A 26059-nucleotide genomic window follows, 5' to 3' on the forward strand; every position below is an offset into this window, starting at 1 on the left:
TCTAAAAAATATTGAGAGAAAAATGTGATAAAAATAGGAAGATTCTGAAAAATAACGAATAAATATCTCTGAAAAGACCATTTATCAATGGCCTGATCAGAAAATATGGATATTATGGAGGTTGTTCTTTTCGTACATGTTTAGGAATATACTTTTATAGACATGTTTAAACGTAATAGAAAATTGTACATAAGTCCGGAAATGAACATCTATTTTGATTAGCAGCTGGAAAGCTGTGCTTTCCAGACTAATATAAAATATGACAAATGGAGGGGAATTATTTGAAAAAGGTACTAGCATTAATTCTTGTGGTAGTAATGGTGTTCAGTATGGCTGCATGTGCCAAACAGAGCACTGAGCCAGCAAATGTACAGCCAACGGATACAAACGCTGATGCGGAAAAATTTCACATTGGTATCGTGACTGGAACTGTAGCACAGTCAGAGGATGAACTTAGGGGTGCTGAAGCATTCATCAAAGAGTATGGTGACGTAGATAATGGTGGAATCGTTAAACACGTTACTTACCCTGATAACTTCATGCAGGAACAAGAAACCACGATTGCTCAGATTGTTGGACTCTCAGATGATCCGCAGATGAAAGCTATCATCGTAAACCAGTCAGTTCCTGGTACAGTAGCGGCTTTCAAAAAAATCAGAGAATTAAGACCTGACATACTTCTTTTGGCCGGTATCCCTCAGGAAGATACAAACATGATCGAAGCAGCATCGGATTTGGTTGTTGATGCTGATAACGTAAAACGTGGATACTTAATGATGCTTGCTGCCAAGAAAATGGGAGCCCAGACATTTGTTCACATTTCTTTCCCAAGACACATGAGTATTGAACTTTTATCCAGAAGAAGAACAATCATGGAAGAAGCTGCAAAAGATTTAGGACTTAAATTTGCTTTTGAAACAGCACCAGACCCAATGAGTGACGTTGGAATACCAGGTGCACAGCAGTTCATACTTGAAAAAATGCCTTCATGGGTACAAAAATATGGAAAAGATACTGCTTTCTTCTGCACAAATGATGCACAGACAGAGCCTCTTTTAAAGAAAGTTGCTGAGCTCGGTGCAATATTCGTAGAGCCAGACCTTCCATCACCAATTATGGGATATCCAGGAGCATTCGGTATTGATCTTAAGAATGAAGCCGGAGACTGGCCTGCAATACTCAAGAAAGTTGAAGAGACTGTAATTGCTAAAGGCGGAGCTAAGAGAATGGGAACATGGGCTTATTCATTTAACTACACTACTACACTTGCACTTGCTGAGTTTGGTAAAAGAGTCGTTGAAGGAACAGCAAAGAAGGATTCTTTTGAAGATTTAATGGCATGTTTTGGAAAATATACGCCTGGAGCAGAATGGAACGGTTCATATTTTGTTGACGTTGCAACGGGAACAGAGAAGACTAACCACGTTATGGTGTACCAGGATACATATGTATTCGGCCAGGGCTACTTAGGACAAACAAAGGAAGTCATTCCTGATAAATACAACAATATAAAATAATCAATGATACATTAGGAACGGCCAATAAAAGGCCGTTTCTAATGTAAATCATATTATAATGAAATGAAACCAGTGCAGTCAGAGGAACGTGAAAGAAATTATAACTAGAGCAGACCCATTTTACCTAGTCAAATAAAAGCCATCCATTTATCGGGAGAATATTTTTTTATGGCAATTTTTATCGCTATTTTATAAATTATATCTATGTACATGGCAAAAAGCGAGTACTTTGCCCTGTGCGATTGAGAGGTGAAGTCATTGTCAAACGAGAATGTATTATTAAAAGTCGAGGGTGTAGGTAAACAGTTTGAGGGGAACAGAGTACTAAAAGATATTAACTTTTCACTTGCAAAGGGAAAGATACTGGGGCTAGTTGGTGAAAACGGTGCAGGGAAATCCACCTTGATGAGAATACTTTTTGGAATGAATGTTATTGCAGAAACAGGAGGCTATGAAGGCGAGATATATCTAGACAACGAGAAAATAAACTTCAAGAGTCCCCTTGATGCTTTAAAAGCAGGAATCGGAATGGTACACCAGGAGTTTTCCTTAATACCTGGTTTTACTACAACGGAGAATATCTTATTGAACATGGAAAAAACCAAGCCGAATGTAATCTCAAGGATACTGGGAAAAAGGCTTGAAATGATTGATATGGGCGCTATGAAAAAGAGTGCTCAGAATGCAATTGAAACATTAGGCGTACAGCTTGATCCCGACACACTTGTTTCAGAAATGCCCGTTGGACATAAGCAGTTTATCGAAATTGCACGGGAAATCGATAGAGAAAAAGTGAAGCTGCTTGTTTTGGATGAGCCTACAGCTGTTTTGACTGAATCCGAGGCGGAAATACTTTTGAAATCCATGAGAAGACTTGCGGATATGGGTGTTTCAATTATCTTTATTTCTCATAGACTGCATGAGATTACATCTGTATGCGATACAATTGTAGTCCTGCGGGATGGGGTGATCGTGGTTGAAAGGCCTGTTGAAGGGGTTCATGTACGGCAGATTGCTGAATGGATGGTAGGGAGAGATGTTGAGGGCAAAAAAGCTGAATATGAAAAAGTAGTTGATGTCACGGATAGCAATAAAGACATTATACTGGAGGTAAAGAACCTTTGGGTGGATATGCCCGGTGAGACGGTAAAGGATGTATCTTTTAAGGTCAAAAGAGGTGAGATTTTTGGTATAGGTGGGCTTGCAGGTCAAGGCAAGCTTGGAATACCAAATGGCATAATGGGCTTGTTTCCATCAGACGGGGAAGTTTTATTTAATGAAAAGCCATTGCCGCTAAATGCAACCTTAAACGCACTAAAGAGCGGTTTAGCATTTGTATCTGAAGACCGAAGGGGTGTAGGCCTTTTATTGGATGAACCTATCGATTGGAATATTGCCTTTAATGCAATGCAGGTTCAGGATAAATTTATTAAAAGATTATTAGGCGGGCTGATTAAATGGCGGGATGATAAAGCCATGAAAGATTGTGCCCAAGGATATATCAAGGCACTAGAGATAAAATGTACAAGTGAGAAGCAGCGTACCCGACAGCTTTCAGGCGGCAATCAGCAGAAGGTGTGTCTTGCCAAAGCTTTCGCACTGGAACCGAGTCTTTTGTTTGTATCTGAACCCACAAGAGGAATAGATGTGGGTGCGAAAAAGCTAGTGTTAGATGCATTGAGACGCTACAATGAGGAGAATAATACCACAATTGTAATGGTCTCATCGGAGCTTGAGGAACTGAGATCTATATGTAATAGAATCGCCATTATCAGTGAGGGTAGGGTATCGGGAATCTTACCGCCTGGTGCTGAGGCAGCTGAGTTCGGATTGCTTATGTCTGGTGAATATCATTTGAGCGAAGAAGGTGAAACGCGATGATGGCAGTTAAAGGTTTTGTAAAGGATTTTGGATGGCCACGGATTATTATTGGCTTGTTCTTGGTATCATTATTTGTTATGGGCCCGTTTTTCGACGTGGCCTCGGACATGTCATTCAATGATGTTGTAGTACGTTTTGGAATGAATGCTGTCCTTGTTCTCTCTATGGTACCTATGATACAGTCTGGATGTGGATTGAATTTTGGTATACCTGTAGGATTGGTTGCAGGACTTTTGGGTGCTGTAATGAGTTTGGAGTTTCATCTTACAGGAATGCTGGGAATACTGGTGGCTTTCGGAATAGCTATGGCTGTAGCTGCGATTTTGGGATATGGCTATGGCCTGCTTTTAAACAGGGTTAAGGGCGATGAAATGATCATTGCTACATATGTAGGCTATTCCTTTGTGTTCTTTATGAATATGATGTGGATCGTGCTTCCTTTTAGAAATCCTGCAAGTGTACAGGGCTTTAAAGGAGAGGGGCTTCGTGTAACGATAAGCGTTCAGGAATACTGGTATCATCAGATTAGTGATTTCCTAAAAATCAAGGTGACAGATAACTTTATTATTCCGACTGGGATGCTACTGTTCTTTGCTCTCATGGCCTTATTGGTATGGGCATTCTTTAGAACGAAAATCGGAACGGCCATTACTGCAGTTGGCTCCAACCCAGAGTACGCGAGGGCTGCAGGAGTAGATGTAAATAAGATGAGAATCGTATCTGTTATTCTCTCGACCGTATTGGCGTCTATAGGAATAATCGTTTACCAGCAGAGCTTTGGTTTTGTACAAATGTTCAATGCGCCGCTGTCGTTTGTATTTCCTTCTGTTGCTGCTATACTTCTTGGGGGTGCTTCTGTAAACAAGGCGACAATTGCCAACGTAGTTATAGGAACCATATTATTTCAGGGTATACTTACTATGACACCTTCCGTAATCAATAGTGCAATTAGTATAGACGTTTCTGAAATAATAAGAATTATTGTATCAAACGGGATGATTTTATATGCCCTTACCAGGAAAGGGAGGTAGAAACATGAGGCTTGATAATCGATCTATCAAAAAGTTTTTAACGAGTAGCGCGGTGCCGATTTTATTTTTAGTGATAAGCATAATTGCAATACCTCTATCAAGATTTTCTGGAGTATATCTCGTTAGAGAGATCGTAACGCGTCTTGCCAGAGACTCATTTCTTGTTCTAGCACTTTTGTTACCTGTAATGGCAGGTATGGGCATCAATTTTGGAATGATTTTAGGTGCTATGGCGGGGCAGATAGGCTTGATATTTATTACAGACTGGGGAGTATACGGTGCACCTGGACTTATACTTGCAATGCTGGTAGGAACACCTATTGCCATACTTTTAGGTTATTTCGGTGGCGCTGTTTTAAATAGGGCAAAAGGGCGCGAAATGATTACCTCCATGATACTGGGACTTTTTATATTGGGTATATATCAATTTTTCCTATTATATCTTTGTGGTTCCATAATACCTATAAAAAGCCCTACGATGCTGCTTTCGAGAGGCTATGGTATTAGAAACGCAATAAACCTTGAGGTTGCGGGCGGCTTTGACAAACTACTTTTGTTTAAAATAGGAGGGGTACCTATACCTGTAGGTACATTCTTAATCATCGGGGTAATATGTTTGTTTATCGTATGGTTCAGAAAAACAAAGCTTGGGCAGGATATGAGAGCTGTTGGTCAAGATATGATAGTATCCGATACAGCCGGTATAAACGTAGAGAAGACCCGTACACAATCAATCATTATTTCTACTGTTCTTGCTTGCTACGGACAAATTATATATCTACAAGAAATCGGCACCTTAAACACATATAATGGATCAGACCAGGCAGCATTATTTGCAGCGGCAGCATTACTTGTGGGTGGTGCTACTGTAAGTAAAGCTTCCATACCCAATGCCATAATAGGTACAGCTTTGTTCCATCTGATGTTCGTAGTGATGCCTATGGCGGGCAAAAATCTTACAGGCTCTGCTATGTTAGGTGAATATTTCAGAATGTTTGTATCCTATGGTGTTGTTACCCTATCGCTAGTATTACACTCTTGGAAGCGGCAAAAGGATAAAGAAATGGATCGGGCTTATCTGAGAGCAGCAGGTGGAAATGCAGCAAAGTAATGAAAATCCTTCGAAAGGCGGTATCGAACAGAGGAAGACAGGGGATATTATGGTATATTCATATACCATAATATCCCCTGTCTTCCTCTGTTTTCTTTGTTCATATAAAGTGATAAGTTCTTTCAAGCATACTTGACAAACTAGAAAGAATGGCATACACTAAAAACATACCGACGTCGGTCTGTTTTGTTTGGAGGTATGAATATGGATAAAGCAGCGAAAAAGCATAACAGTAAGAAAAATGAGCTAGTAGAGATTGCTGAAAAATTATTTCTTGAAAAAGGATATGAAGAAACAAGTGTTGAGGATATTTTAAAAGCTTCAGGGCTTTCAAAAGGTGGTTTTTATCATTACTTTAAATCGAAGGAGGAAGTGCTGGCGGAGAGCATTAATAATTTAGCAGAAAGTTTGCTTAAAGAATTTGAACCCATCATGCAGGATCCAGAACTTAATGCTTTGGAAAAACTAAATCGGTTTATGGAAAAGAAGGTAGCTTCCCAAAAACAAAAAAAAGAAATCATAAAGTATCTGGTTATGTTAGTAAAGTCAGACTTTACCCTCTATAAATACTGTATCACTATCGCTCAAAAGTATGTGGATCCATTTGTGCAAATTATCGAGCAGGGTGTGAAAGAAGGAATTTTCAATGTAGAATTTCCTCGGGAAACAGCAGATATATTGTTAAGGGCTGTAACTTCTGTCCCTCAAAGCTTGTTTTTTCAAGAATATGTAGAGGATAAAGCAAAATCATTAAAGTATAAAGCTTCTCTGGAGGCATTAGTTGCCAGAACTCTGGGAATAGAAAACAAGGAGATACAATTATTTGGTAATGAATTTGAAAATAAAAACATGAAAGAGTATTTTTGAAAAGGAAGGAGTGTCTGACATGGGAGAGAACGTTAAGAGCTTTAGCGAGTTAACCCCTGAACTACAGTTCCTTGCAGGTGGAAAGGGTGGTATGTTGGCTAGAATGTATCAGGCAGGCTATCCTGTACCAGAAGGATTTGTTATTCTGCCTGAGGCTTTCCAAGGAGAAAAACTAAGTGTTGAAGCTTGGTATGAGATTCTTGCCTTGTTGAATGACATTCGAAAGAAATATGAAGGGGCGACGTTTGCCGTAAGGTCCTCTGCCCTTAGCGAAGACTCAGCCCAAGCCTCCTTCGCCGGTGAGTTTGAATCAGTTCTTAATATGAACACGGATCAAGAGATACAAGAAGCAGTCTATACGGTTTTCAGATCAAGGGAGTCAGAACGAGTAAAGACATACAGTTCAGTTCAAGGAATGGAACAGTCTCATCAGATTGCTGTGGTAGTTCAATTGATGGTAGCCTCTGAAATTTCAGGTGTACTATTTACGGCTGATCCGATTACAGGCAGCTACACAAGTATGATAGGTAACTATGTCCATGGATTGGGGGAACAGCTTGTATCGGGGGAAGCGAATGCCTATGATTTTAAACTGATAAGACCGAAAGGAAAATATGACGGTCCCAATGAATTTGAGAAATATGCCTCAAAGCTGTATGAGTATGCTGCAAGGCTTGAAAAGGAGCTAAATAGCCCTCAAGATATTGAATGGGCTGTGGCAAAGGGGCAGCTGTATCTCTTACAAGCTAGACCAATTACTACCTTAAGCGTAGGTAACTTGGACACCTATGAAATCAATTATTCACTTATGGGAGATCAACTTTGGGTCAATACCAATGTGGCAGAGGCAATACCTGATGTTTATCCTCCATTTAGCTGGAGTATTGCAAAACAGTTGGATGAATCCATAAACTTTATCCCTGGATATTATGTATTTTCCGGCAATATCTGCGGAAGGCCATATATGAATATCAGCAGAAGGGTATCTGTGATATCGACTGTACTTGGAAAAGATGCCAAAGGTGCACTTAAGCTTCTCGGGGATTTATATGGACAGATGCCAGAGGAAATGCGCATGCCTATTCATCCCTTTACACGCTTAGAGGTGTTAAAGGTGATGTTGCCTATCGTAATGCGTATGACAAAAAAATCACTAAAAGCTTCTAGAAATTTATCTCAATTTCTGAAGGAGACACCCGAGTGGTGTATAGGTATGAGAGAACGTATTAAAAATGTAAAGACAAAAGAAGAATTACTGGCCTTGTGGAAGGATGAACTGAAACCTTATTTCTTAGAGGCGTTGAGTGGGGCTGCCATGGCAGCTATTAAACTTACAAATGTTACGACATTGGATAAGAAGCTTACAGAATTAGTGGGAGCGGAAGATGCCAACACACTTCTTTCCAACCTTAGGGGAGGGTCCGGGCTGGCAAGTCTCGGGCCTGTGATAGGTATTTCTAAGGTCATCAATGGAGAAATGAGCCGGGAAGAATATCTGATGAAATATGGTCATCGGGGACCCCATGAGTATGAATTGTCCATGCCTGACCCTTTGGAAGAAGCAGATTGGTTAGAAAAACAGATAGAGGAATATAAAAAGTCAGATATAGATGTGGAGGGCCTTTTAAAGAAGCAGCATACTCAATATGAAGCTGCCAAGAAGAGATTTGAGGAGCGTTTTCCTAATAAGGCAAAGTGGCTTGAGAAACAAACAGAAAAAGCAGCTAAAGGAGCCCAACTCAGAGAAGAAGGGCGTTCAGAGTTTGTAAGGGCATTTCGATTGGTTCGTGCTTTCGCCCTTAAAGCAGGAGAGTTTACGGGGATGGGTAACGATATATTTTTCCTCTATATTGATGAAGTAGAGGATCTTCTTTCTGGAGGAACTACGAAAGTAATGTATATTCCTGCAAGAAAAGAGAATTTTGAGAAATATAAAGCACTACCACCGCTACCATCCATTATAAGGGGACGATTTAATCCGATGGAGTGGGTGAAGGATCCCAATAGAAGACTGGACTATTATGATGCTACGATGCCTATGGTTAGTGAACCGGATTCTGAAACGCTCAAAGGTTGTGCTGGAGCAGCCGGAAGGATAGAAGGAATTGTGCGTATTTTGGCAAATCCAGAAGAAGGAGAAAAGCTTCAGCCAGGTGAAATACTTGTCGCAGCAACTACCAATATAGGGTGGACACCTATTTTTCCTAAAGCAGCAGCGATTATTACCGACATTGGAGCACCGCTATCTCACGCTGCTATCGTAGCGCGAGAACTGGGTATTCCAGCTGTTGTAGGATGCGGAAATGCCACCACAAGACTCAAGACAGGAGACCGAGTAATCGTTGAGGGCGGGCAGGGTATTGTACACCTAAAGACTGGTAAGGATAACTGACAGAGTGATGGTTCCTGGGAACTGTCTCCTATATCTTCAACAATGGTGATTCCAAATAGAAACCTCCTATGGCTCATACAATTGCTATAGGAGGTTTTAAACTTGTTTCATATTTCACATTGTATTATGATCTGTCAAAGGGTTTGCCCAAAATACCATAAAAGAAAAGTGTCACCAACTCTTTGAGCAACTGTTTGTTTTGCTCTAGATCAAGGAATGTACCGGAGTGTTTGCCTTCTCTAAACATATGAATATATAGTAAAATCGCTTCGTTGGAAATCGTATGATGAATATAACCCTCATCTTTACCCTTTTCAATCAACTTTAACATCAAGGGTATAAACTTATTCTTCGTAAAATCTTCGGCCATCTGTCTGATCGCAGGATCTTCCGACATCACTGATTTAAGAAAATCTGAATGTAAAGCGGATAGTTCCCCAGTTTTTTCGGAGATAAATCTTTCGATTTTTTCCGGAAAAGGTATATTGCTTTCGATGGCCTCCGTATCTTCCCGCAGCCTTTTCTCCAGAAGTACGGACATCACATTTCGCAGTAGTTCGTCCTTACTGCCAAAGTAGTTATAAATGGTTACCTGGGACACCTTTGCCCTTGCGGCTATTTCGGCAATACTGACTTTTTGCACGCCATAAGTGGAGAACAGTTCAAAAGCAGCTTGACGGATATTTTCTTTTTTTGTTTCCTTACGTCGTTGAAAGCCGTCCATTAGAATATCACCTCTTTAATAGGATACAATAAATGATGAAACATATCAATAGGTTATGAAATATATTAATAAAAAAATTTCATAACCTATTGCAATAAAAACAAAATTATTATATTATGAAATATATAAACGATATTATTTCATAATATACAGAGAGGTGATTCCTATGAGCAAATATGTATTATCTTTCAATGCGATCAGCGGTACTAATTTGCCTGAAGTAGGGGGGAAAGGTGCTAATCTGGGAGAACTGTCAAGGATTGAAGGGATAGTGGTGCCAGAGGGGTTTTGTGTTACCACAGAGGCCTACAAAAGAACTGTAGTGCATAACAGTGTGTTTAATGCATTATTGGATCAATTATCACTTCTCAAGGTGGATGACAGGGTTAAAATCAGCGAAATCAGTAAGAAGATTCGTACAATCATCGAAGAGGCAGAGATTGCAAAAGACATTGAGGGAGAGATCACTCGTTATCTCTCAAAGCTTGACGAAAGATATGCCTATGCTGTACGTTCCAGCGCTACAGCTGAAGATTTACCCTTGGCTTCCTTTGCGGGCCAGCAGGATACGTATTTGAACATCATGGGTAAGGCTGTTATCTTTCAGCATATAAGAAAGTGTTGGGCATCGTTATTCACCGACCGCGCTGTGACCTATCGAATACAAAATGGTTTTGATCATCGGAAGGTTTATCTATCTGTTGTGATCCAACGGATGGTTTTTCCTCAGGCATCGGGAATTATGTTTACGGCAGACCCCGTCACGTTCAACCGAAAAGTACTGTCCATCGATGCAAGCTTTGGACTTGGGGAAGCACTGGTTTCTGGATTGGTGAATGCAGATATTTATAAGGTTCGGGAAGGGCGAATTCTTGACAGGAAGATAGCTACTAAGAAATTGGCTATTTATGCATTACAAGCAGGGGGTACGGAGGAAAGGGAGATCGAGAGCGATCGGCAGAATGTGCAGACATTGACGGATGAGCAGATTTTACAGCTTGAGGCTATGGGTAGAAAGATTGAGGCACATTTTGGTCGTCCCCAAGATATAGAATGGTGTCTTGTTAAAAATACATTCTATATCGTTCAAAGCAGACCTATCACTACGCTATATCCCACACCAGCAAATGACGGAAAGAGCCGTGTCTATGCATCGATGGGTCATCTGCAGATGATGACAGAAGATATCAAACCATTAGGCATGTCTTTCATTCAGTTTTTATCATTTTGGTTTGGAGAGAATTTAAAGGCGGCCGGAGGAAGGCTTTTTATTGATGGAACCTATGACCTGTCCTCCCCAATAGGAAGGAAGATTTTGCTTGTGAGTACAGGAAAAGCCGATGTTTTGATGAAGAATGCCCTCACAAATTTAATGAAGCGTCAGGATTTTGTTAAATCGCTGCCTCGAGGCAAAGGATCCATCAATATGGGCACAGGGGCCTTCACTTGGGTGACACAGGCGATAAAAATCTACCGAAAAAATGACATAAGGATCATTGAAGACTTGATTGCCCACAATGAAGAACTGATACAGGATATGAAGCAAAGGATCGAAAAAGTATCAGGTGATGCGCTGTTTGAATTCATTTTGAAGGATACAAAGGAATTAAAGGCAGTTTTGACAGGACCAGAAAATATGAGTGTGATGGTAGTCGGTGGCTTTGTATCGAGCTGGATCAATAAAAAAATGGAAAAGTGGCTGGGTGAAAAGAATGTAGTAGATATCCTTTCCAAATCAGTTCCTAACAATGTTACTTCAGAAATGGGCCTTGCTCTTTTAGATGTGTCGGATGTTGTTCGACAGTATCCGGCGGTGATTGAATATTTTCATCATGCCATGGACGAGACCTTTTTTGAGGATCTAGCTAAACTGGAAGGGGGCAATGCTGTAAGTGCTTCTATAAGGACGTATCTTGAAAAGTATGGTATGCGTTGTTCTGGCGAGATCGATATTACCAAAGCACGATGGAGTGAAAAGCCCACGGCCCTCATTCCAATGATTCTTAGCAACATCAAAGGTTTTGAGCCGAATGCAAGCCATGTCAAATTTGAACAGGGACGGCTGGAAGCAGAGCAGAAGGAACGAGAGCTTATAAGTCGTTTAGAGGAATTACCCGGCGGCAAGCAAAAAGCGAAAAAGGCCAAGAAGATGATTAGCGTTTTACGTAATTTTCTTGGTTTCAGGGAATATCCCAAGTATTCTTTTATAAAGCGCTTTCAAATTTATAAAAGTGCTTTAATGAATGAAGGTGTCAAGCTCGTGGAAAAAGGCATCATACGAGAGAAGGAGGACATTTATTATCTATCTTTTGAAGAGTTTAGGGAAGCCATTCGCACAAATCGGTTAGACTACAGCATCATAACGACGAGAAAAGAAGCGTATGAAGTCTATGAAAAACTGACACCACCTCGAGTGATGACATCGGAAGGTGAGATCATATCTGCTGAATATCACACCGGCAATATTCCTCAGGATGCTTTGGTAGGCATACCCGTTTCATCAGGTATTATCGAGGGCCGGGCAAGGGTTGTTTTGAAGCTGGAAGACGCTAATATAGAGGAAGGCGATATACTGATAACATCATTTACAGATCCTAGCTGGACACCCCTGTTTGTGTCAGTTAAAGGCTTGGTAACTGAGGTAGGCGGGTTGATGACCCATGGTGCTGTCATTACTCGGGAATATGGCCTTCCAGGCGTAGTGGGAGTGGAGAACGCCACGAAGTTGATAAAAGATGGACAGCGAATTCGTGTAAATGGAACAGAAGGGTATGTAGAAATACTAGGTTAGCTTCATGAAAAGAGAGAAGCGAAATTTCATAAACCCCCTATGGTCTTTTCGAGTTTCAAATCTTGCAGGCCGCTTTTTCCTATATATCCCAAAAGAAAAGCGGCGCTGCAACTGAGCAGCAAGGATAACCATAGGGAGTTTTTTAATAATTTGCATTGTACTCGGACATGCAAGTTATTTATGAATGTGTTACCACTTTCGACCTAAACCAATTTTACTATAATCTATGAGCTTTTTTTTGGCTGATAGATTATTTTCATTTGAAAGGCTGCTCCAGAGGTTTTCATAAAGCTGTTTTCTTATGCTGTTCATATCTATGGACTTATAGACAAATGAAATAGCAATAAGTCCTTCAATTCGTGAAATAATGTCAATGATTGTGAGATCGGTATGGATCGTATCCTTTATTAAGCATTTTTGTTGACCTTCAACAATAATTTCTTTTAAGAAGCAGCTAATCTTTTTATAATATTCATCGATTCTATCAGAAAGTTCACTGAATCTATTTGCTGACATTTGGAAAAATAAAATTAAATTCACAGGAGCATCGAAGTCATATTCCAGTATCGTTGAAAGATTAGCGTTGAAGTCTAAAATGCATTCAAAAAATGACGCTAGCCTATCTTTTGGGTGGACAGAATTTGTGATGGAATGAGCGATCTGTTCCTCTAAATTGTTTAGGATTAAGTAAATACAGTCAAATAACAAATCTTCCTTAGATTTGAAATGATAATAAATCGATGGCTTCTTTATATTTACTTCATCTGCAATCATGCTCAAGGTGGTATTGTCATATCCTTGCGTTAAAAAAAGCTTTAATGAGACCATCAATATTTTATCCTTTGTAGTCATATGATCACCTACTCTCTGTTAAATAATATTATATCTCAAATTCCTTAAATGTACAAAAAATTGATTTGTCACTGAAAGGTAAGTACTATATAATAAAATGGGTGATATTAAGAATATACAAGTATTTCAAATACTTTCGTGCAGGGGGAGAAGAAATGAAGGCGGAGAATCATGATTCTTTTAAACCCTTTATAGCAGCAGAAAAAATGCTCCCAGAACTGACGCTTACATCTGTTATTTCGGGAATCCTGTTGGCAATCATATTTGGTGTCGTAAATGCATATTTAGGATTAAAAGTGGGCATGACCATAAGTGCTTCAATACCTGCAGCCGTTGTTTCAATGAGCTTGACCAGGATCATTATGAAGCGGAATTCCATATTAGAGAATAATATCGTTCAGACCATCGGTTCCGCAGGAGAATCCTTAGCTGCAGGAGTTATATTTACCATTCCTGCCATGTTTTTATGGACAAACTCAGCGGAGGGGATTAGTCCAAGTGCCGGATTTATTACATTGATTGCTTTGTTAGGTGGAATATTAGGTGTTATGTTTATGATTCCCTTGAGAAAAGCAATTATTGTAAAGGAACATGGACATCTGCCATATCCTGAGGGGGCCGCCTGTGCGGATGTGCTCTTGGCAGGTGAAGAAGGTGGAGACAAGGCTAAGGCAACATTTGCAGGAATGGGTCTGGGTGCAATATATAAGTTTTTGGCAGATGGACTGAATCTCTTTCCATCAAAGCTGGAGTTTCATATAAAGAATTTACTAATAGGTGGAGAGGCATTGCCGGCACTTTTAGGTGTTGGTTTTATTGTAGGAAAAAGAATTGCAGGGTTTATGCTGGCGGGGTCATTCTTGGGATGGTTCGTTATCATTCCTATCATATTTGTTTTTGGGGCGAATAGCAATGCCGTCATATTTCCAGCTTCAGTTCCTGTAAGTCAGCTTACAAATTGGGACATATGGAATTATTACATAAGGTATATAGGTGCAGGAGCAGTAGCTTTAGGCGGTATGCTTAGTCTTATAAAATCCATCCCCATCATCTTTGAAACTTTTGTCGAGATTATAAGAGATTATAAAGAAATCAGAGGCAGTAAAAGCGCCCTTCGTACAGAAAAAGATATCCCAATGTATATAGTGGGCATAACCATAGCATTTATTGTGCTTATCGTAGCCATCTTACCATCTATCAAGATCGGAATAGCAGGCGCATTCATCATTGTGATTTTTGGATTTTTTTTCTCAACCGTATCATCAAGAATCGTTGGACTGATTGGAAGCTCTTCCAACCCCATTTCAGGTATGACAATCGCTACACTGATTATTGCATCTTTGGTTTTTAAAATGATAAGGGGTGCAGGAACGGAGACAATATTCACCATATTGACGGTTGGTTCCATCATATGTATTGTAATAGCTGTGGCCGGGGATACATCTCAGGATCTTAAAACAGGATTTTTAGTAGGTGCCACCCCTTATAAACAGCAAATCGGAGAGATCATTGGCGTTATTACAACTGCTCTCGTGCTGGGTGGTGTATTAATTTTATTGAATAAAGCATGGGGATTTGGTTCATCAGATCTTCCCACGCCCCAAGCAACGCTGGTAAAGTTAGTGGTAGAAGGTGTTATGCAAGGAAATCTACCATGGTCTTTAATATTCATAGGGATAGGGATTGGTATGGTCATAGAACTTCTTGAGCTCCCTATTCTTCCAATTGCAATCGGATTGTATCTGCCAATACATCTTACAACCACTATCTTTATTGGTGGACTTGTCCGAGGAATTTTGGATATAGACTTTATCAATTTTAATGATTTTGAAAGACAAGAAAAAATCGGATCGGGTATTTTATACGCATCTGGCCTTATTGCTGGAGAAGGAATCGTTGGTGTTATACTGGCATTACTGTCGGTACTAAATATCGACACTACCATAGGCTTGAGCGTAGGTGGTATAGGGACGATTATTCTATTTTCATTCCTAGTGTATATGTTAATCAAATGGTCTGTGCTTAAAAAAATAGAGGAATATTAGTGATTGATTTAAAAAGAGAGTGGTCTAAGCTGAATGGAGCTAGTAGACTACTCTTTTTATATGCTTTCAGAAATTTACTAGAAGAACGGGAAAGGAATATGAAAATATTTAATCTGAATGATCTAAGTACATAGATTATTTAGCAAAAGATAAATATTACAACAATTTAATACTATTAATAAATATTTATTTATATGTATATTTATTAGATATTGTCATTAAATTTCTATAGAACGCTGGTAGGTAAGATGGGATCAAATAAATAAATGATTACTGGGTTGTATAAAATTGTGTGGAACATCCTGTTTACAACAGTATACCGCCCGTTAGGCAAGGGAGAAACCTCTTTACCTAACGGGTGGAAGATGTGAAAATAAGCGATTGGATCTATTGAATATCCATTCGGAAACAAGGGGAAATGCTAGTTTGACTTTCTAAAAAAACCTATCTATAATTACTATCAAGGTCGCGCGTCCTTAGCAAATTGTGTATATGCACAGCTATCTTTATAAAATTCTGAAGATTTTAAAAGATAGGAAAAATAGAATATTTATAAATTCTGATATTGATATGAATCCTAGGTACTTATCAAACGGCAGTTAGAACGATTACACAATAAGGAGGGTTATCATATGTCTAACGGCAGTTCAGCAAAGGAATTTAAGCCTTTTATTTCTGCTGACAAAATTTTACCAGAATTCACTGCAACATCAATTATACTAGGTATTATCTTATCTATCGTATTCGGTGCTGCTAATGCATATTTAGGTTTAAAGGTTGGTATGACCATTAGTGCATCTATACCAGCTGCTGTAATTTCAATGGGTCTAATCAGGGGAGTATTGAAAAAAGAATCCATCCTTGAAAACAACATGGTACAAACCATAGGTTCTGCCGGAGAATCATTGGCAGCAGGAGCAATTTTTACATTGCCAGCATTATATATATGGACAAAAGAATGGAATATGGGTTCACCAAATCTATTTACAATCACAGCAATTGCCCTTTGCGGCGGTATTTTAGGGGTATTATTCATGGTACCTTTGAGAAAAGCTTTAATTGTAAAAGAGCATGGCGTATTACCTTATCCAGAGGGAACTGCTTGTGCAGAGGTTCTTCTAGCTGGAGAAGAAGGTGGAGACAAAGCCAAAGTAACATTCACTGGTCTAGGATTGGGTGCACTTTATAAATTTATTGCTGATGGTCTTAAGTTATTCCCAAGTGAAATTGAAACGACTATTCCTGGATATAAGGGAGCAGCCATCGGAGCAGATGTTCTGCCAGCGTTATTAGGTGTTGGCTTTATTATTGGACCTACAATCTCTGCTTACATGTTAGCTGGTGCTGTATTAGGTTGGTTTGGTCTCATTCCTTTGATTTCTAATATCGGTAGTATGGGTGAAGTAATCATGTATCCAGCTTCCGTTCCTATCAGCGAATTAGATCACTGGGGAATTTGGAACTATTATATAAGATACGTTGGTGCTGGTGCCGTTGCATTTGGAGGAATTTTCAGCCTTATAAAATCTTTACCTCTAATTGTACAAACATTTAGAGATGCTATGAAGGATTATTCAGGCAGTACGAAAGGAACGAGCAGCTTAAGAACGGATTCAGATCTTTCTATGAAGGTCATTTTAATAGGTGTTTTAGTAGTAATTCTTGCTATGATGATGTTGCCGATTATCCCAGTTGGATTTGCTGGTGCGTTGATGATTGCTGTATTTGGTTTCTTCTTCGCAACGGTTTCATCAAGAATCGTTGGTTTGGTAGGAAGTTCATCAAACCCAGTATCTGGTATGACAATTGCCACATTAATTATTACTGCCATCATATTTAAAGCAACAGGTAATGACGGTCCAGAAGGTATGATCGCAACATTAACTGTCGGTGCAATCATATGTATCATTGCAGCAATGGCTGGTGATACATCCCAAGACTTAAAAACTGGTTTTCTAGTGGGTGCTACGCCTAAGAAACAGCAAATTGGTGAGTTGATTGGTGCACTTGTAGCTGCTTTTGCGATTGGAGGCGTGCTTACTTTATTAAATAGTGCTTGGGGATTTGGTTCATCAGAACTACCTGCACCACAGGCTACGTTGATGAGATTGGTAATTGAGGGTGTAATGGGTGGAAACCTTCCTTGGGCATTAGTATTCACAGGTGTGGGTATTGGTATAACTGTTGAATTGCTAGGATTACCAGTGCTACCGATTGCCATTGGATTATACTTGCCGATTCACCTAAGTACACCGATCATGGTTGGTGGTGTGATTAGAGGTATATTAGACAAGAGACTTGAGAAATCAAATAATCAGTCAGAAATCAAAGAGAAGATTGATTCAGGTATTCTTTATGCTTCTGGTTTGATTGCTGGAGAAGGTTTGGTAGGAATTTTACTTGCTGTATTTGCAGTAGGTGGATTGAATGTAGCATTAGGAATCAATTTGGGACAGATCGGTGCTTTAGCATTCTTCGGGCTGCTAACATATACGCTAGTAAACTACTCTATATTTAAAAAGGTCTCAAAATAATGAAAAGAAATATTTTTAAATAGCAATATCCAATATAGGAGAAGATATTTTTATAATATCTTCTCCCAAATATTATTGAGGTGTAGCCATGAAAAGAAAGATAAAAAAAGATGACAATTTTTTGGAATTAGTGCCTAAAAAGTCGAAAAAGATTCAATGGATTGAGCTGGAAAATGGAAATGTACAAATCATTATTCCTAGAGACGGTATACTAGATAAAATCGTAAGAGCATTTTTTAAGACGCCAGAAGTGATGAGAATAGATTTGGATAAGTATGGAAGCTGTATTTGGAAGGCAATAGATGACAAAAAAAATATTGAAGCTGTTGGTCAAATTCTAAAAAGAGAATTTGGAGATGAGATAGAACCTTTTTATCAAAGATTTGGGACTTATATTAATATTTTAAGAAATAATCATTTTATTACTCTTGAAAAATAAGACCGTAGTGGTATGTTTTATATGAGATGATAGGAAAGGCAAGTGATTGCATGACCAAGTTTATTTTTGAAGTATTATTTTTTGCCATTACGATTACTTTTCTATTGGCATGGGGTTACGTAAAAAAGCAAAGAAAAGCAGAAGCCTTGATAGATAAGTTATATGAAAACTGCGAAGATAAAATACTAAGAGAGTTTGAGCATAAGGAAGCTTTATCAGAAAAAGAGATCAAAAATGTGATTGAAGGGACAAAGGCATCGCTGTTTTGGAGTAAGAATAAGGTGATTGTTCAAGACGCAAACCTTGTCATTGATACAATTATAGAGCGAATGAAGAAAAAAGAGCTGATCCTTGAAGAAAAGTCAAGTAAGAGAAACACATATAGGCTAAAAAAGGGGAGTTGATTACTGTGGAAAAAGTACTAAGAAATCTAAAACCACAAAGAGTGTTTGAACATTTTGAGGCTTTGACGAGAATCCCACGTGAATCAGGGAATGAGAAAGCTGTTAGTGATTATTTGGCTAAGTTTGCGAAAGATAATCATTTAGATGTTATTCAAGACGAGGCAATGAATGTGATTATAAAAAAGTCTGGTAGTAGTGGATATGAAAAGTCTCCTGTTGTCATACTTCAGGGCCACATGGATATGGTATGCGTGAAAAGGGATGATTTAGCGTTTGATTTTGAAAAGGATCCTATTCCATTGGTGGTTGAAGGAGATTTTATTCGAACAAAAGGAACGACTTTAGGAGCAGATAATGGCATTGCAGTGGCTATGGCCATGAGTATTCTTGAAGATCAGACATTAGAGCATCCGCCATTAGTCGCGCTATTTACTTCTGCTGAAGAAACTGGTATGGATGGCGTTGTCGGCTTAAAATCAGAAAATATCTCAGGTGATATTTTAATAAATATTGATTCAGAAGAAGAAGGAACATTGCTTTCATCCTGTGCGGGTGGGGTGAATAATATCGTTACCTATACAATCGGCAACTGTGAAAGTAAAAAGAATCATGGCATGCAAGTGATTGTTCAAGGCTTGTTAGGCGGTCACTCTGGCATGGAAATAAACAAAAACAGAGGAAATGCAATAAAGATTTTGGGAAGAGTACTAAGGGAAATGGACGAGAAATTGGATTATGAGCTGGCTTTTATAAGCGGTGGCGAGAAGATGAATGCCATTGCAAAGCGAGCTGAGGCTTGGATACGAATAGATAAAGCTGATGCGGAACAATTTCAAAATATCATAGAAGAACTAAACGAGATATTTAAAAATGAATTCATCCTATCTGATCCTTCTATTGAAATTGTGATAAAACAAGGGGATGTATCACAAGTAGTATACGATAAAAAAACAAAAAAAGATCTGATAAGAATCTTAAGATTGATGCCCTATGGCGTTCAAACGATGAGCAGCAGCATCAAGGGGTTGGTTGAAAGCTCAACGAATATTGGGGTTCTCGAAATTGTAGAAGATAAGGTGAAATTTACAAGTTCTGTCAGAAGCTCTGTAAGAACATTAAAACACGAAATCAATGATCGAATAAAAGCGATTTGCGAGTTGACAGGAGCAGAAATGAGTCTGGTCGCAGATTATCCTGAATGGGAATATAAAGTAGAATCAAAAATTAGAGATCTCATGATTGATGTTTATCGAGAGATGTTTGGTAAAGAACTAAAAGTAGACGCTATTCATGCAGGGCTTGAGTGTGGTTTTCTAAAGGAAAAGATCGGGGACATAGATATGATATCTCTAGGGCCTAATCTATACGACGTGCATACACCAAATGAGCACTTGAGCATATCATCAACGGAAAGAGTCTATCATTTCTTATGTGAAGTGCTAAAGCAATTGAAATAAAAATTATACGTAATAGAGGCCAATGAGAATGTAAAGAAATCATGACCACCCTTTTGACGGGTGGTCATGATTTTATAAAAGTCATAGTCAGAACGATGCGATAAACTCTACTGTAGTAGAATTGATAAGATTTTTATAATTTTATTGAATTTTTGACTACTGGCCAGACAGGCAATGAATTACTGTATCAATAAGGAAGAACTGATACAGTTAGCAACCAATGGCTTAGCTACGGCTGCCAAAGGACCGCTGCCTCCGAGTATATTGCATGATCCTCATTTGACTGGATATAGCTATAATGTATCTAAAGCAAAATCTCTTTTAGAGCAGGCTGGATTTAAAGGAAATCAAAAGGGAACATTGAATTTAGTTTTTATGGAGATGATCGGTGATCAAACATATCCATTGATAGCAAAGGCTACTCAAAAATACTTAAAGGAAATAGGAATTGAAACAAAGATTACATCAAGACCACGAACGGAGTATTTAACGCCAGAAGTCTATAACACAGTAGACATATTTGTATATCGATGGATTGGAGATACTGGTGATCCTGATAACTTCTTGCAGCCAATGTTCAATATTAAGAATGCTACAGATTTTACAAGATATCATAGTCCAGAGGTAGAAAGTTTAATGGAGTCAGCGATTAGTATTAAAAATCCTATAAAAAGACAAGAACAATATTATGAAATTCAACAAAAGATTGTAGAGGATGCACCATGGATATTTTTATTTCACAATACAAATGATTACGTTTTTAAACCCCATGTGAAAGGTGTTAAGATACATCCTCTAGGGTTCTATAAGCTAAACAATATGTGGATAGACGAATAGTAGATCTTGTATGACAATTTTTTAAAAGAAAAATATTTAAAAATGAAAGTGTTTGCATTGATTTTATTTGTTATATAAAAAAAGGCTGTGTGAAAATAGTTTTCACACAGCCTTTTCCATAAGCTATACTGATCTCATGGGTATTGGTAATATCTTAAATCGATTCACCTTGACAGGCAGCAGATACAGAATAGAAATAATTTCCCAAAAGCAATTGATTATTTTTTTATAAAACCATATAATGGTATTAACTAAATAGTTAATTAAAGAGGTGTACTGCAGATGTCTATGAAACCAAACAACCAAGATAGTAAGCAAAGAATACTTGATGCTGCTCTGGATGTATTCTATGAAGTTGGATTTGAGGGTGCCCGAGTTGATGATATTGCGAAAAGGGCTCAAGTAAACAAAGCATTGATCTATTATTACTTCAAAAGCAAAGAAGAACTATTAACGGAGCTGATCAATATAAATATAGATGAGATGCTTCTCATGAAAAGTCAAGTATTGGAGAGCAATGATACTTTTAATATAAGCGCATATAAAGAAGCTTCGAACAAAATGATAGATATGCTAAAGCATAAAAAAAAGATACTCAGTATTCTATTGGGAGAGATATTAAAAAATTCCAATAATGAAAAGATTAGCAAAGGATTTGAATTTTTCTTTCCTATAATGGAAGATAGTATAGAGAGAATGCGTGCGATAGGAGTAGATCAGGCGAGAGTTGATGAGGGGATTATAGCCGGATTTTTTTTCGGAATGATGCCTGTAATTACGTACATTACAATCGGAGAAAAGTGGGCAGATTGTTATGGTTTTGACAAGTCTTATCTAGAAGATAAATTTACTGGATTTTTAAATGACTTCTTTATTGAGAATTTTATTCAATTTTTAAAGAAAGAACAACCATAAAACGTATAAATTTTTATAATATATTAACTAACTAGTTAATTAAAAAGGAGGTAAATATGAAAAAGTTAATTGCATTTATACTGATGGGGATATTTCTTACAACTGGATGTCAGCCTCAAAAAGAAATGGAAGTGCCAAAGAAAAACGTTAAAGTCATTCAGGCAGAAACAAGAAAATACCCATTGGTTTTAGACTATATAGGAATGGTGGATTCTCAAGATGTAAGAACACCTGGCTTTAAAACAGGAGGAAAAATAGAAGAGATATTTGTCAAATCAGGCCAACGCGTAAGCAAGGGTGAGAAACTGGTTCGGTTAAATGAAGAGGACTTAAAGAATAACGTAGAAGTGACGAAAGCCCAGTATGAAATTGCAAAGTCACAATATAAGACGAGCGCTGAGATAGCTGAAAGGAACTATCTATATACGAAGGATATCTATGAAAAAAATGAGAAACTTCTGGAAGCAGGTGCTATTTCTTCTCAACAGTTAGAGGATATTCGGCAGGAGTTGATTATAAACGAAGCAAAAAAAGAAGAGATTGAAATATTAAAAAATCAAATAGATATTGCTTATGCTTCCTATCTGCAAAGTCAAGACTTGCTTGAAAACAGTGTGCTTAGGAGTGAGGTAGATGGCACCGTTGTACAAATATCGGCAAAAGAAGGAGATTATATAGCACAAGGAATGCCTGTCGTTGCTGTAAAAGGGAAAGACAGTTCTGTGAAGGTAGGGGTTACAAATGAAGATGTTAGTAAGATATATCTAGGAATGGGTGTTGCCGTTAAGTATCAAAAGGATGAAATAAAAGGAAGTGTAGAAACCGTATCTTCCATTCCTGGTGACCAAAGCAGCCTCTATGAAGTCAAAATAAGCCTTGAACCCAATAACATTCCTATAGGAACATTGGTAGATGTATCTTTTAATCTTGGAGAAATACAAGGTTTATTTGTTCCTATGAACAGCCTTTTGAATGAATCCTTTGATTTTGTATATATCGTGGAGAATGAAAAAGCTGTTATGAAAGAAGTCGTTTTGGGAGAAGTGCTTGGCAGTGAGATAGAAATTAAAGAAGGTATCACTCCCGGAGACAAAGTAATCGTAGAAGGAGTGAAAAGCATAAAAAATGGCGATCGGGTGGATATAAAAGAGTAAAGGGGGGATCAACTTGTTTAAAGATATGCTTCAATTACCAATAAAAAATAAAACAGTCACGATAGTCTTCATGATTATGATTATTATATTTGGTGCATACAGCTATTATACGATTCCCAAGCAAGAATATCCTGAATTCCCTGCTCCCGCAGCAATGATAACGGTGATTTATCCAGGAGCTTCTGCAGAGGAAGTTGAAATCTTGGTAACACAAAAATTAGAAGAAAAGCTTACTGAATTAAGAAACTATGATTATTCAAGTTCTTCTTCTCTAAACAGTGCAGCGGCAATTATGCTTATTCTAGACATGGACCTCTCTGAAAGCGAAGTCAACCAAACCTGGAATGATCTCTATCGAATGGTTGAAGACATAAAGGAAGAACTTCCAGCAGGTGTAGCAGAAATAGATATCAATACCAATCTTGTGGAAACCTCTGGGATACTAATTGGGTTATCAGGAGGTCAGTATAGCTATGAACAGTTGGTATCCTATGGAGAAAGATTAAGAGATAATCTTATGAAGCTGGGGGGAATGAAAAAATTTGACATCATCGGCGAGCAAAAGAAAGAGGTAAAAATAGAAGTGGACTTAAAGAAACTTGATTTATATAATTTGTCCGTCGGTCATATAACCAACATACTTTCTGCACAAAATATTCAAATGCCCTCAGGAAATATACAAGATGAGAATATGAAATTCTATGTAAATCAAGAAGGCTTATATAGGTCATTGGATGAGATCGGGGATACGATCATCGATATAAGGGAAGATAAAACCATCGTCAGATTGAAAGATGTGGCAAAAGTATACATGGGACTAAAAGATACCAACTACAGAATAAGGAACAACGGAGAAAACGGGATCATATTGGTAGGGTATTTCAAAGGAGATTTAAATGTAGTTACAGCAGGGAAAGAAGTAAGGGAAGTCTTAGAAAACTTCAAGAAAGAGCTTCCCGAAGATATAAGAATAGATGAAATTGTTTACCAACCCGATGAAGTAGCCAAGTCTGTAAATAACTTTACCTCAAACCTTATAGAAGGAATCATCATCGTTATCGCGGTAATTATGATTGGGATGGGGATAAGGAATGCTACGACGGTTTCCTTTGCCATACCTTTATCCATGCTTATTACCTTTATTACAATGGGCCTTATGGGGATTAAAATTCATATGATAACGATCACGGGACTTATCATGGCATTGGGAATGTTGGTAGATAATGCCATCGTAGTAAGTGATTCAATTCAAAACAAAATAGATGAAGATATGGATCAGCTGACTGCCTGCATAGAGGGAACAAAAGAGGTTGCCATACCGGTACTCTCATCCACCCTTACAACGATCGCAGCTTTTTCTCCCCTGTTGTTTTTGCCTGCAACAACTGGAAGCTTCATAGGAGGCATACCCCAGATGATCATCATATCTCTGACAGCTTCCTATGGGATTGCAATTTTCGTAACGCCTCTGTTAGCCTTTTTATTTTTCAGAAAAAGTAAAAATAAAAAGAAAGCTGGAAAAATAAAAGATGTATTTGAAAGACTGTTAACTTTAGGTTTGAGATACAAAGGGAGAACGATTTTGTTTTCTATGGTAATTTTGGTTCTATCTATAGCATTAGGCAGTATTTTGCCTCAAGAGATTTTTCCTCCCTCTGATAAAGATATGATATATATTGATATCAAAACAGAATACCTTAGCAACATAGATAAAACGGATAGCTTGGTAAAAGAAGTGGAAGCTGTATTGAAAGAACAACCAGAGATCACCACCTATACATCAGCTATAGGGGGAGGCCTTCCAAAGTTTGATTTATCCATAAGGCCCCAATCAAATTCTCCTGACGCAGCACAGGTTGTCATAAGAGTAGATTTAAAAAAAGGAGAGCGATTTAAAACCAATGGAGATCTGGTAAGGCATCTTCAACAAATATATGATGAAAGGATCGTAGGCGCTGATGTGATCGTAAAAGAACTGGAAGTGCAAGGTGGGCTAGGTGCACCCATACAGATAAGGATTAAGGGAAATGAAATGGAAGATATATTTGCTGCCAAAGAAGAAATCAAAGAAGTACTTAAAAATATAGATGGGACCATCAATGTAAGGGATGATCTACCCCAACTAGACTATCAGTTCAATATTAAAATAGATAGCAATAGGGCTTTGACCTATGGTCTTACAAAGTACGACATACAAAATGAAGTGAATATCGCTTTGATGGGGAGAAGTGCATCTGTATTCAGAGAAAACAATAAAGAATATGATATTCGCGTGAAAGGGAATATATCAAAGCTGGAAGAACTAAAAAACATGAAAATAAAATCTTCTCTTACAGGCTTGCAAATCTTGTTGAAAGATGTGGCAGATATTACGTTTATTCCAGTTATTGTACAGGTGAATCGTTATGAAGGAGAAAGAGCTGTAGCTGTACAAGGAGATGTACTGCCCGGATATAATGCTATCGATGTGCAGACGATTTTAGAAGAAAGAATAAAAGATATGGATTTAACTGGCGTTACGATTGTTCCAGAAGGAGAAAAGGCGGACCTGGAAGGTGACATGGGAAATATAGGCATAGCAGCACTATTTGCCGTATTTATGCTGTTCATCATTCTTATGATACAGTTCAACTCAGTCATGCAGCCAGGTATTATTCTGGCTGCAGTACCATTATCCCTTATAGGATCGATGCTTGCTCTAGTGATGTTTATGCAGCCCCTATCTCTATTTAGCATGTTGGGAGTCGTTAGTTTAATAGGGGTAGCTATTAATAATGCGATTATCTTAATCGATTATATAAATTCTCAAAGGAAAGAGGGGATTCCAATTGATGAGGCATGCGCCAAAGCTGTAAATGCCAGATTCAGGCCGGTAGTACTAAGTACTACGACGACGGTGTTTGGTCTGCTGCCATTAGCATTCTTTGGGAATGACTTATTTCGGCCCATGGCAGTGGCGTTTATGGGAGGGCTTATGGTATCCACTCTGTTAACGCTAGTGATCGTACCTGTGCTGTACAGCTTGATTGAGGGTAAAATAGAATCCTTTCGAAAAAAATCTATTCGTAAAAGATTAAAAGCAAATAGAGAGAACGCATAAATATTAAA

Annotated in this window: 18 protein-coding genes; 16 read left to right on the top strand and 2 right to left on the bottom strand. The window is 38.3% G+C overall.

The window, feature by feature from the left end; genetic code table 11:
- Positions 1–281: 281 nt before the first annotated feature.
- From HNQ80_RS01310 to HNQ80_RS01335, 6 genes are all read left to right on the top strand, one after another.
- Positions 282–1517 carry a DUF3798 domain-containing protein gene (locus HNQ80_RS01310; protein WP_243182875.1) on the top strand — a complete coding sequence of 412 codons (1236 nt, stop codon included), beginning with the start codon at positions 282–284 and terminating at the stop codon, positions 1515–1517.
- A 258-nt stretch (positions 1518–1775) separates the two neighbouring features.
- Positions 1776–3398 (top strand): sugar ABC transporter ATP-binding protein, encoded by a 1623-nt coding sequence (locus HNQ80_RS01315; protein ID WP_184307355.1) that lies wholly within the window; start codon positions 1776–1778, stop codon positions 3396–3398.
- A complete protein-coding gene (locus HNQ80_RS01320) occupies positions 3395–4429 on the top strand; it encodes an ABC transporter permease subunit (RefSeq protein ID WP_184307357.1) in 1035 nt (344 codons plus the stop codon). The genes HNQ80_RS01315 and HNQ80_RS01320 overlap by 4 nt, the downstream gene beginning before the upstream one ends.
- Before the next feature lie 4 nt (positions 4430–4433).
- A complete protein-coding gene (locus HNQ80_RS01325; protein ID WP_184307359.1) occupies positions 4434–5540 on the top strand; it encodes an ABC transporter permease subunit in 1107 nt (368 codons plus the stop codon).
- A 204-nt stretch (positions 5541–5744) separates the two neighbouring features.
- The gene (locus HNQ80_RS01330) at positions 5745–6407 is read left to right on the top strand and encodes a TetR/AcrR family transcriptional regulator (protein ID WP_184307361.1); all 663 of its coding nucleotides are present in this window, start codon (positions 5745–5747) and stop codon (positions 6405–6407) included.
- A 19-nt stretch (positions 6408–6426) separates the two neighbouring features.
- Positions 6427–8799, top strand: a complete 2373-nt coding sequence (locus HNQ80_RS01335; protein ID WP_184307363.1) for a PEP/pyruvate-binding domain-containing protein — start codon at positions 6427–6429, stop codon at positions 8797–8799.
- A gap of 124 nt (positions 8800–8923) precedes the next feature.
- On the opposite strand, the gene HNQ80_RS01340 is transcribed toward HNQ80_RS01335, so the two are convergent.
- On the bottom strand, positions 8924–9523 hold the full coding sequence (locus HNQ80_RS01340; protein WP_184307365.1) for a TetR/AcrR family transcriptional regulator: 600 nt from the start codon (positions 9521–9523) through the stop codon (positions 8924–8926).
- Positions 9524–9689: 166 nt separating this feature from the next.
- Between HNQ80_RS01340 and ppsA the strand changes: the two genes are divergently transcribed.
- On the top strand, positions 9690–12314 hold the full coding sequence (ppsA, locus tag HNQ80_RS01345; RefSeq protein WP_184307367.1) for a phosphoenolpyruvate synthase: 2625 nt from the start codon (positions 9690–9692) through the stop codon (positions 12312–12314).
- Between the two features lie 189 nt (positions 12315–12503).
- Here ppsA and HNQ80_RS01350 read toward each other — a convergent pair whose 3' ends face one another.
- Positions 12504–13166 carry a TetR/AcrR family transcriptional regulator gene (locus HNQ80_RS01350; RefSeq protein WP_184307370.1) on the bottom strand — a complete coding sequence of 221 codons (663 nt, stop codon included), beginning with the start codon at positions 13164–13166 and terminating at the stop codon, positions 12504–12506.
- Between the two features lie 155 nt (positions 13167–13321).
- Here HNQ80_RS01350 and HNQ80_RS01355 point away from each other — a divergent pair, with 155 nt between their 5' ends.
- The 9 genes from HNQ80_RS01355 (at position 13322) to HNQ80_RS01395 (ending at position 26051) form a co-directional block, all read left to right on the top strand.
- Positions 13322–15211: an OPT family oligopeptide transporter gene (locus tag HNQ80_RS01355; protein ID WP_184307372.1), complete on the top strand. Its 1890-nt coding sequence runs from the start codon at positions 13322–13324 to the stop codon at positions 15209–15211.
- Between the two features lie 632 nt (positions 15212–15843).
- Entirely contained in the window at positions 15844–17745 is a 1902-nt protein-coding gene (locus HNQ80_RS01360; RefSeq protein WP_184307374.1) for an OPT family oligopeptide transporter, read from the top strand.
- Between the two features lie 88 nt (positions 17746–17833).
- Complete coding sequence (locus HNQ80_RS01365; protein WP_184307376.1) at positions 17834–18184, top strand: PqqD family protein; 351 nt, start codon at positions 17834–17836, stop codon at positions 18182–18184.
- Positions 18185–18234: 50 nt separating this feature from the next.
- Positions 18235–18588, top strand: a complete 354-nt coding sequence (locus tag HNQ80_RS01370) for a hypothetical protein (RefSeq protein ID WP_184307378.1) — start codon at positions 18235–18237, stop codon at positions 18586–18588.
- Between the two features lie 5 nt (positions 18589–18593).
- On the top strand, positions 18594–20045 hold the full coding sequence (locus tag HNQ80_RS01375; protein WP_184307380.1) for an aminoacyl-histidine dipeptidase: 1452 nt from the start codon (positions 18594–18596) through the stop codon (positions 20043–20045).
- A 174-nt stretch (positions 20046–20219) separates the two neighbouring features.
- Positions 20220–20882 carry an ABC transporter substrate-binding protein gene (locus tag HNQ80_RS01380; RefSeq protein WP_184307382.1) on the top strand — a complete coding sequence of 221 codons (663 nt, stop codon included), beginning with the start codon at positions 20220–20222 and terminating at the stop codon, positions 20880–20882.
- 282 nt (positions 20883–21164) lie between these two features.
- A complete protein-coding gene (locus tag HNQ80_RS01385) occupies positions 21165–21797 on the top strand; it encodes a TetR/AcrR family transcriptional regulator (RefSeq protein ID WP_184307384.1) in 633 nt (210 codons plus the stop codon).
- Between the two features lie 56 nt (positions 21798–21853).
- Positions 21854–22951, top strand: a complete 1098-nt coding sequence (locus HNQ80_RS01390; protein ID WP_184307386.1) for an efflux RND transporter periplasmic adaptor subunit — start codon at positions 21854–21856, stop codon at positions 22949–22951.
- Positions 22952–22964: 13 nt separating this feature from the next.
- A complete protein-coding gene (locus HNQ80_RS01395) occupies positions 22965–26051 on the top strand; it encodes an efflux RND transporter permease subunit (protein WP_184307388.1) in 3087 nt (1028 codons plus the stop codon).
- The last annotated feature ends 8 nt before the right edge of the window (positions 26052–26059 follow it).

This window comes from Anaerosolibacter carboniphilus (assembly GCF_014205875.1).
GTDB classification, from domain to species: Bacteria; Bacillota; Clostridia; order Peptostreptococcales; family Thermotaleaceae; genus Anaerosolibacter; species Anaerosolibacter carboniphilus.

Coding starts and splice junctions, on each gene's coding strand:
- HNQ80_RS01320 (WP_184307357.1), top strand. CDS start 3,395: ATGATGGCAGTTAAAGGTTTTGTAAAGGATTTTGGATGGCCACGGATT.
- HNQ80_RS01325 (WP_184307359.1), top strand. CDS start 4,434: ATGAGGCTTGATAATCGATCTATCAAAAAGTTTTTAACGAGTAGCGCG.
- HNQ80_RS01330 (WP_184307361.1), top strand. CDS start 5,745: ATGGATAAAGCAGCGAAAAAGCATAACAGTAAGAAAAATGAGCTAGTA.
- HNQ80_RS01335 (WP_184307363.1), top strand. CDS start 6,427: ATGGGAGAGAACGTTAAGAGCTTTAGCGAGTTAACCCCTGAACTACAG.
- HNQ80_RS01340 (WP_184307365.1), bottom strand. CDS start 9,523: ATGGACGGCTTTCAACGACGTAAGGAAACAAAAAAAGAAAATATCCGT.
- ppsA (WP_184307367.1), top strand. CDS start 9,690: ATGAGCAAATATGTATTATCTTTCAATGCGATCAGCGGTACTAATTTG.
- HNQ80_RS01350 (WP_184307370.1), bottom strand. CDS start 13,166: ATGACTACAAAGGATAAAATATTGATGGTCTCATTAAAGCTTTTTTTA.
- HNQ80_RS01355 (WP_184307372.1), top strand. CDS start 13,322: ATGAAGGCGGAGAATCATGATTCTTTTAAACCCTTTATAGCAGCAGAA.
- HNQ80_RS01360 (WP_184307374.1), top strand. CDS start 15,844: ATGTCTAACGGCAGTTCAGCAAAGGAATTTAAGCCTTTTATTTCTGCT.
- HNQ80_RS01365 (WP_184307376.1), top strand. CDS start 17,834: ATGAAAAGAAAGATAAAAAAAGATGACAATTTTTTGGAATTAGTGCCT.
- HNQ80_RS01370 (WP_184307378.1), top strand. CDS start 18,235: ATGACCAAGTTTATTTTTGAAGTATTATTTTTTGCCATTACGATTACT.
- HNQ80_RS01380 (WP_184307382.1), top strand. CDS start 20,220: ATGAATTACTGTATCAATAAGGAAGAACTGATACAGTTAGCAACCAAT.
- HNQ80_RS01385 (WP_184307384.1), top strand. CDS start 21,165: ATGTCTATGAAACCAAACAACCAAGATAGTAAGCAAAGAATACTTGAT.
- HNQ80_RS01390 (WP_184307386.1), top strand. CDS start 21,854: ATGAAAAAGTTAATTGCATTTATACTGATGGGGATATTTCTTACAACT.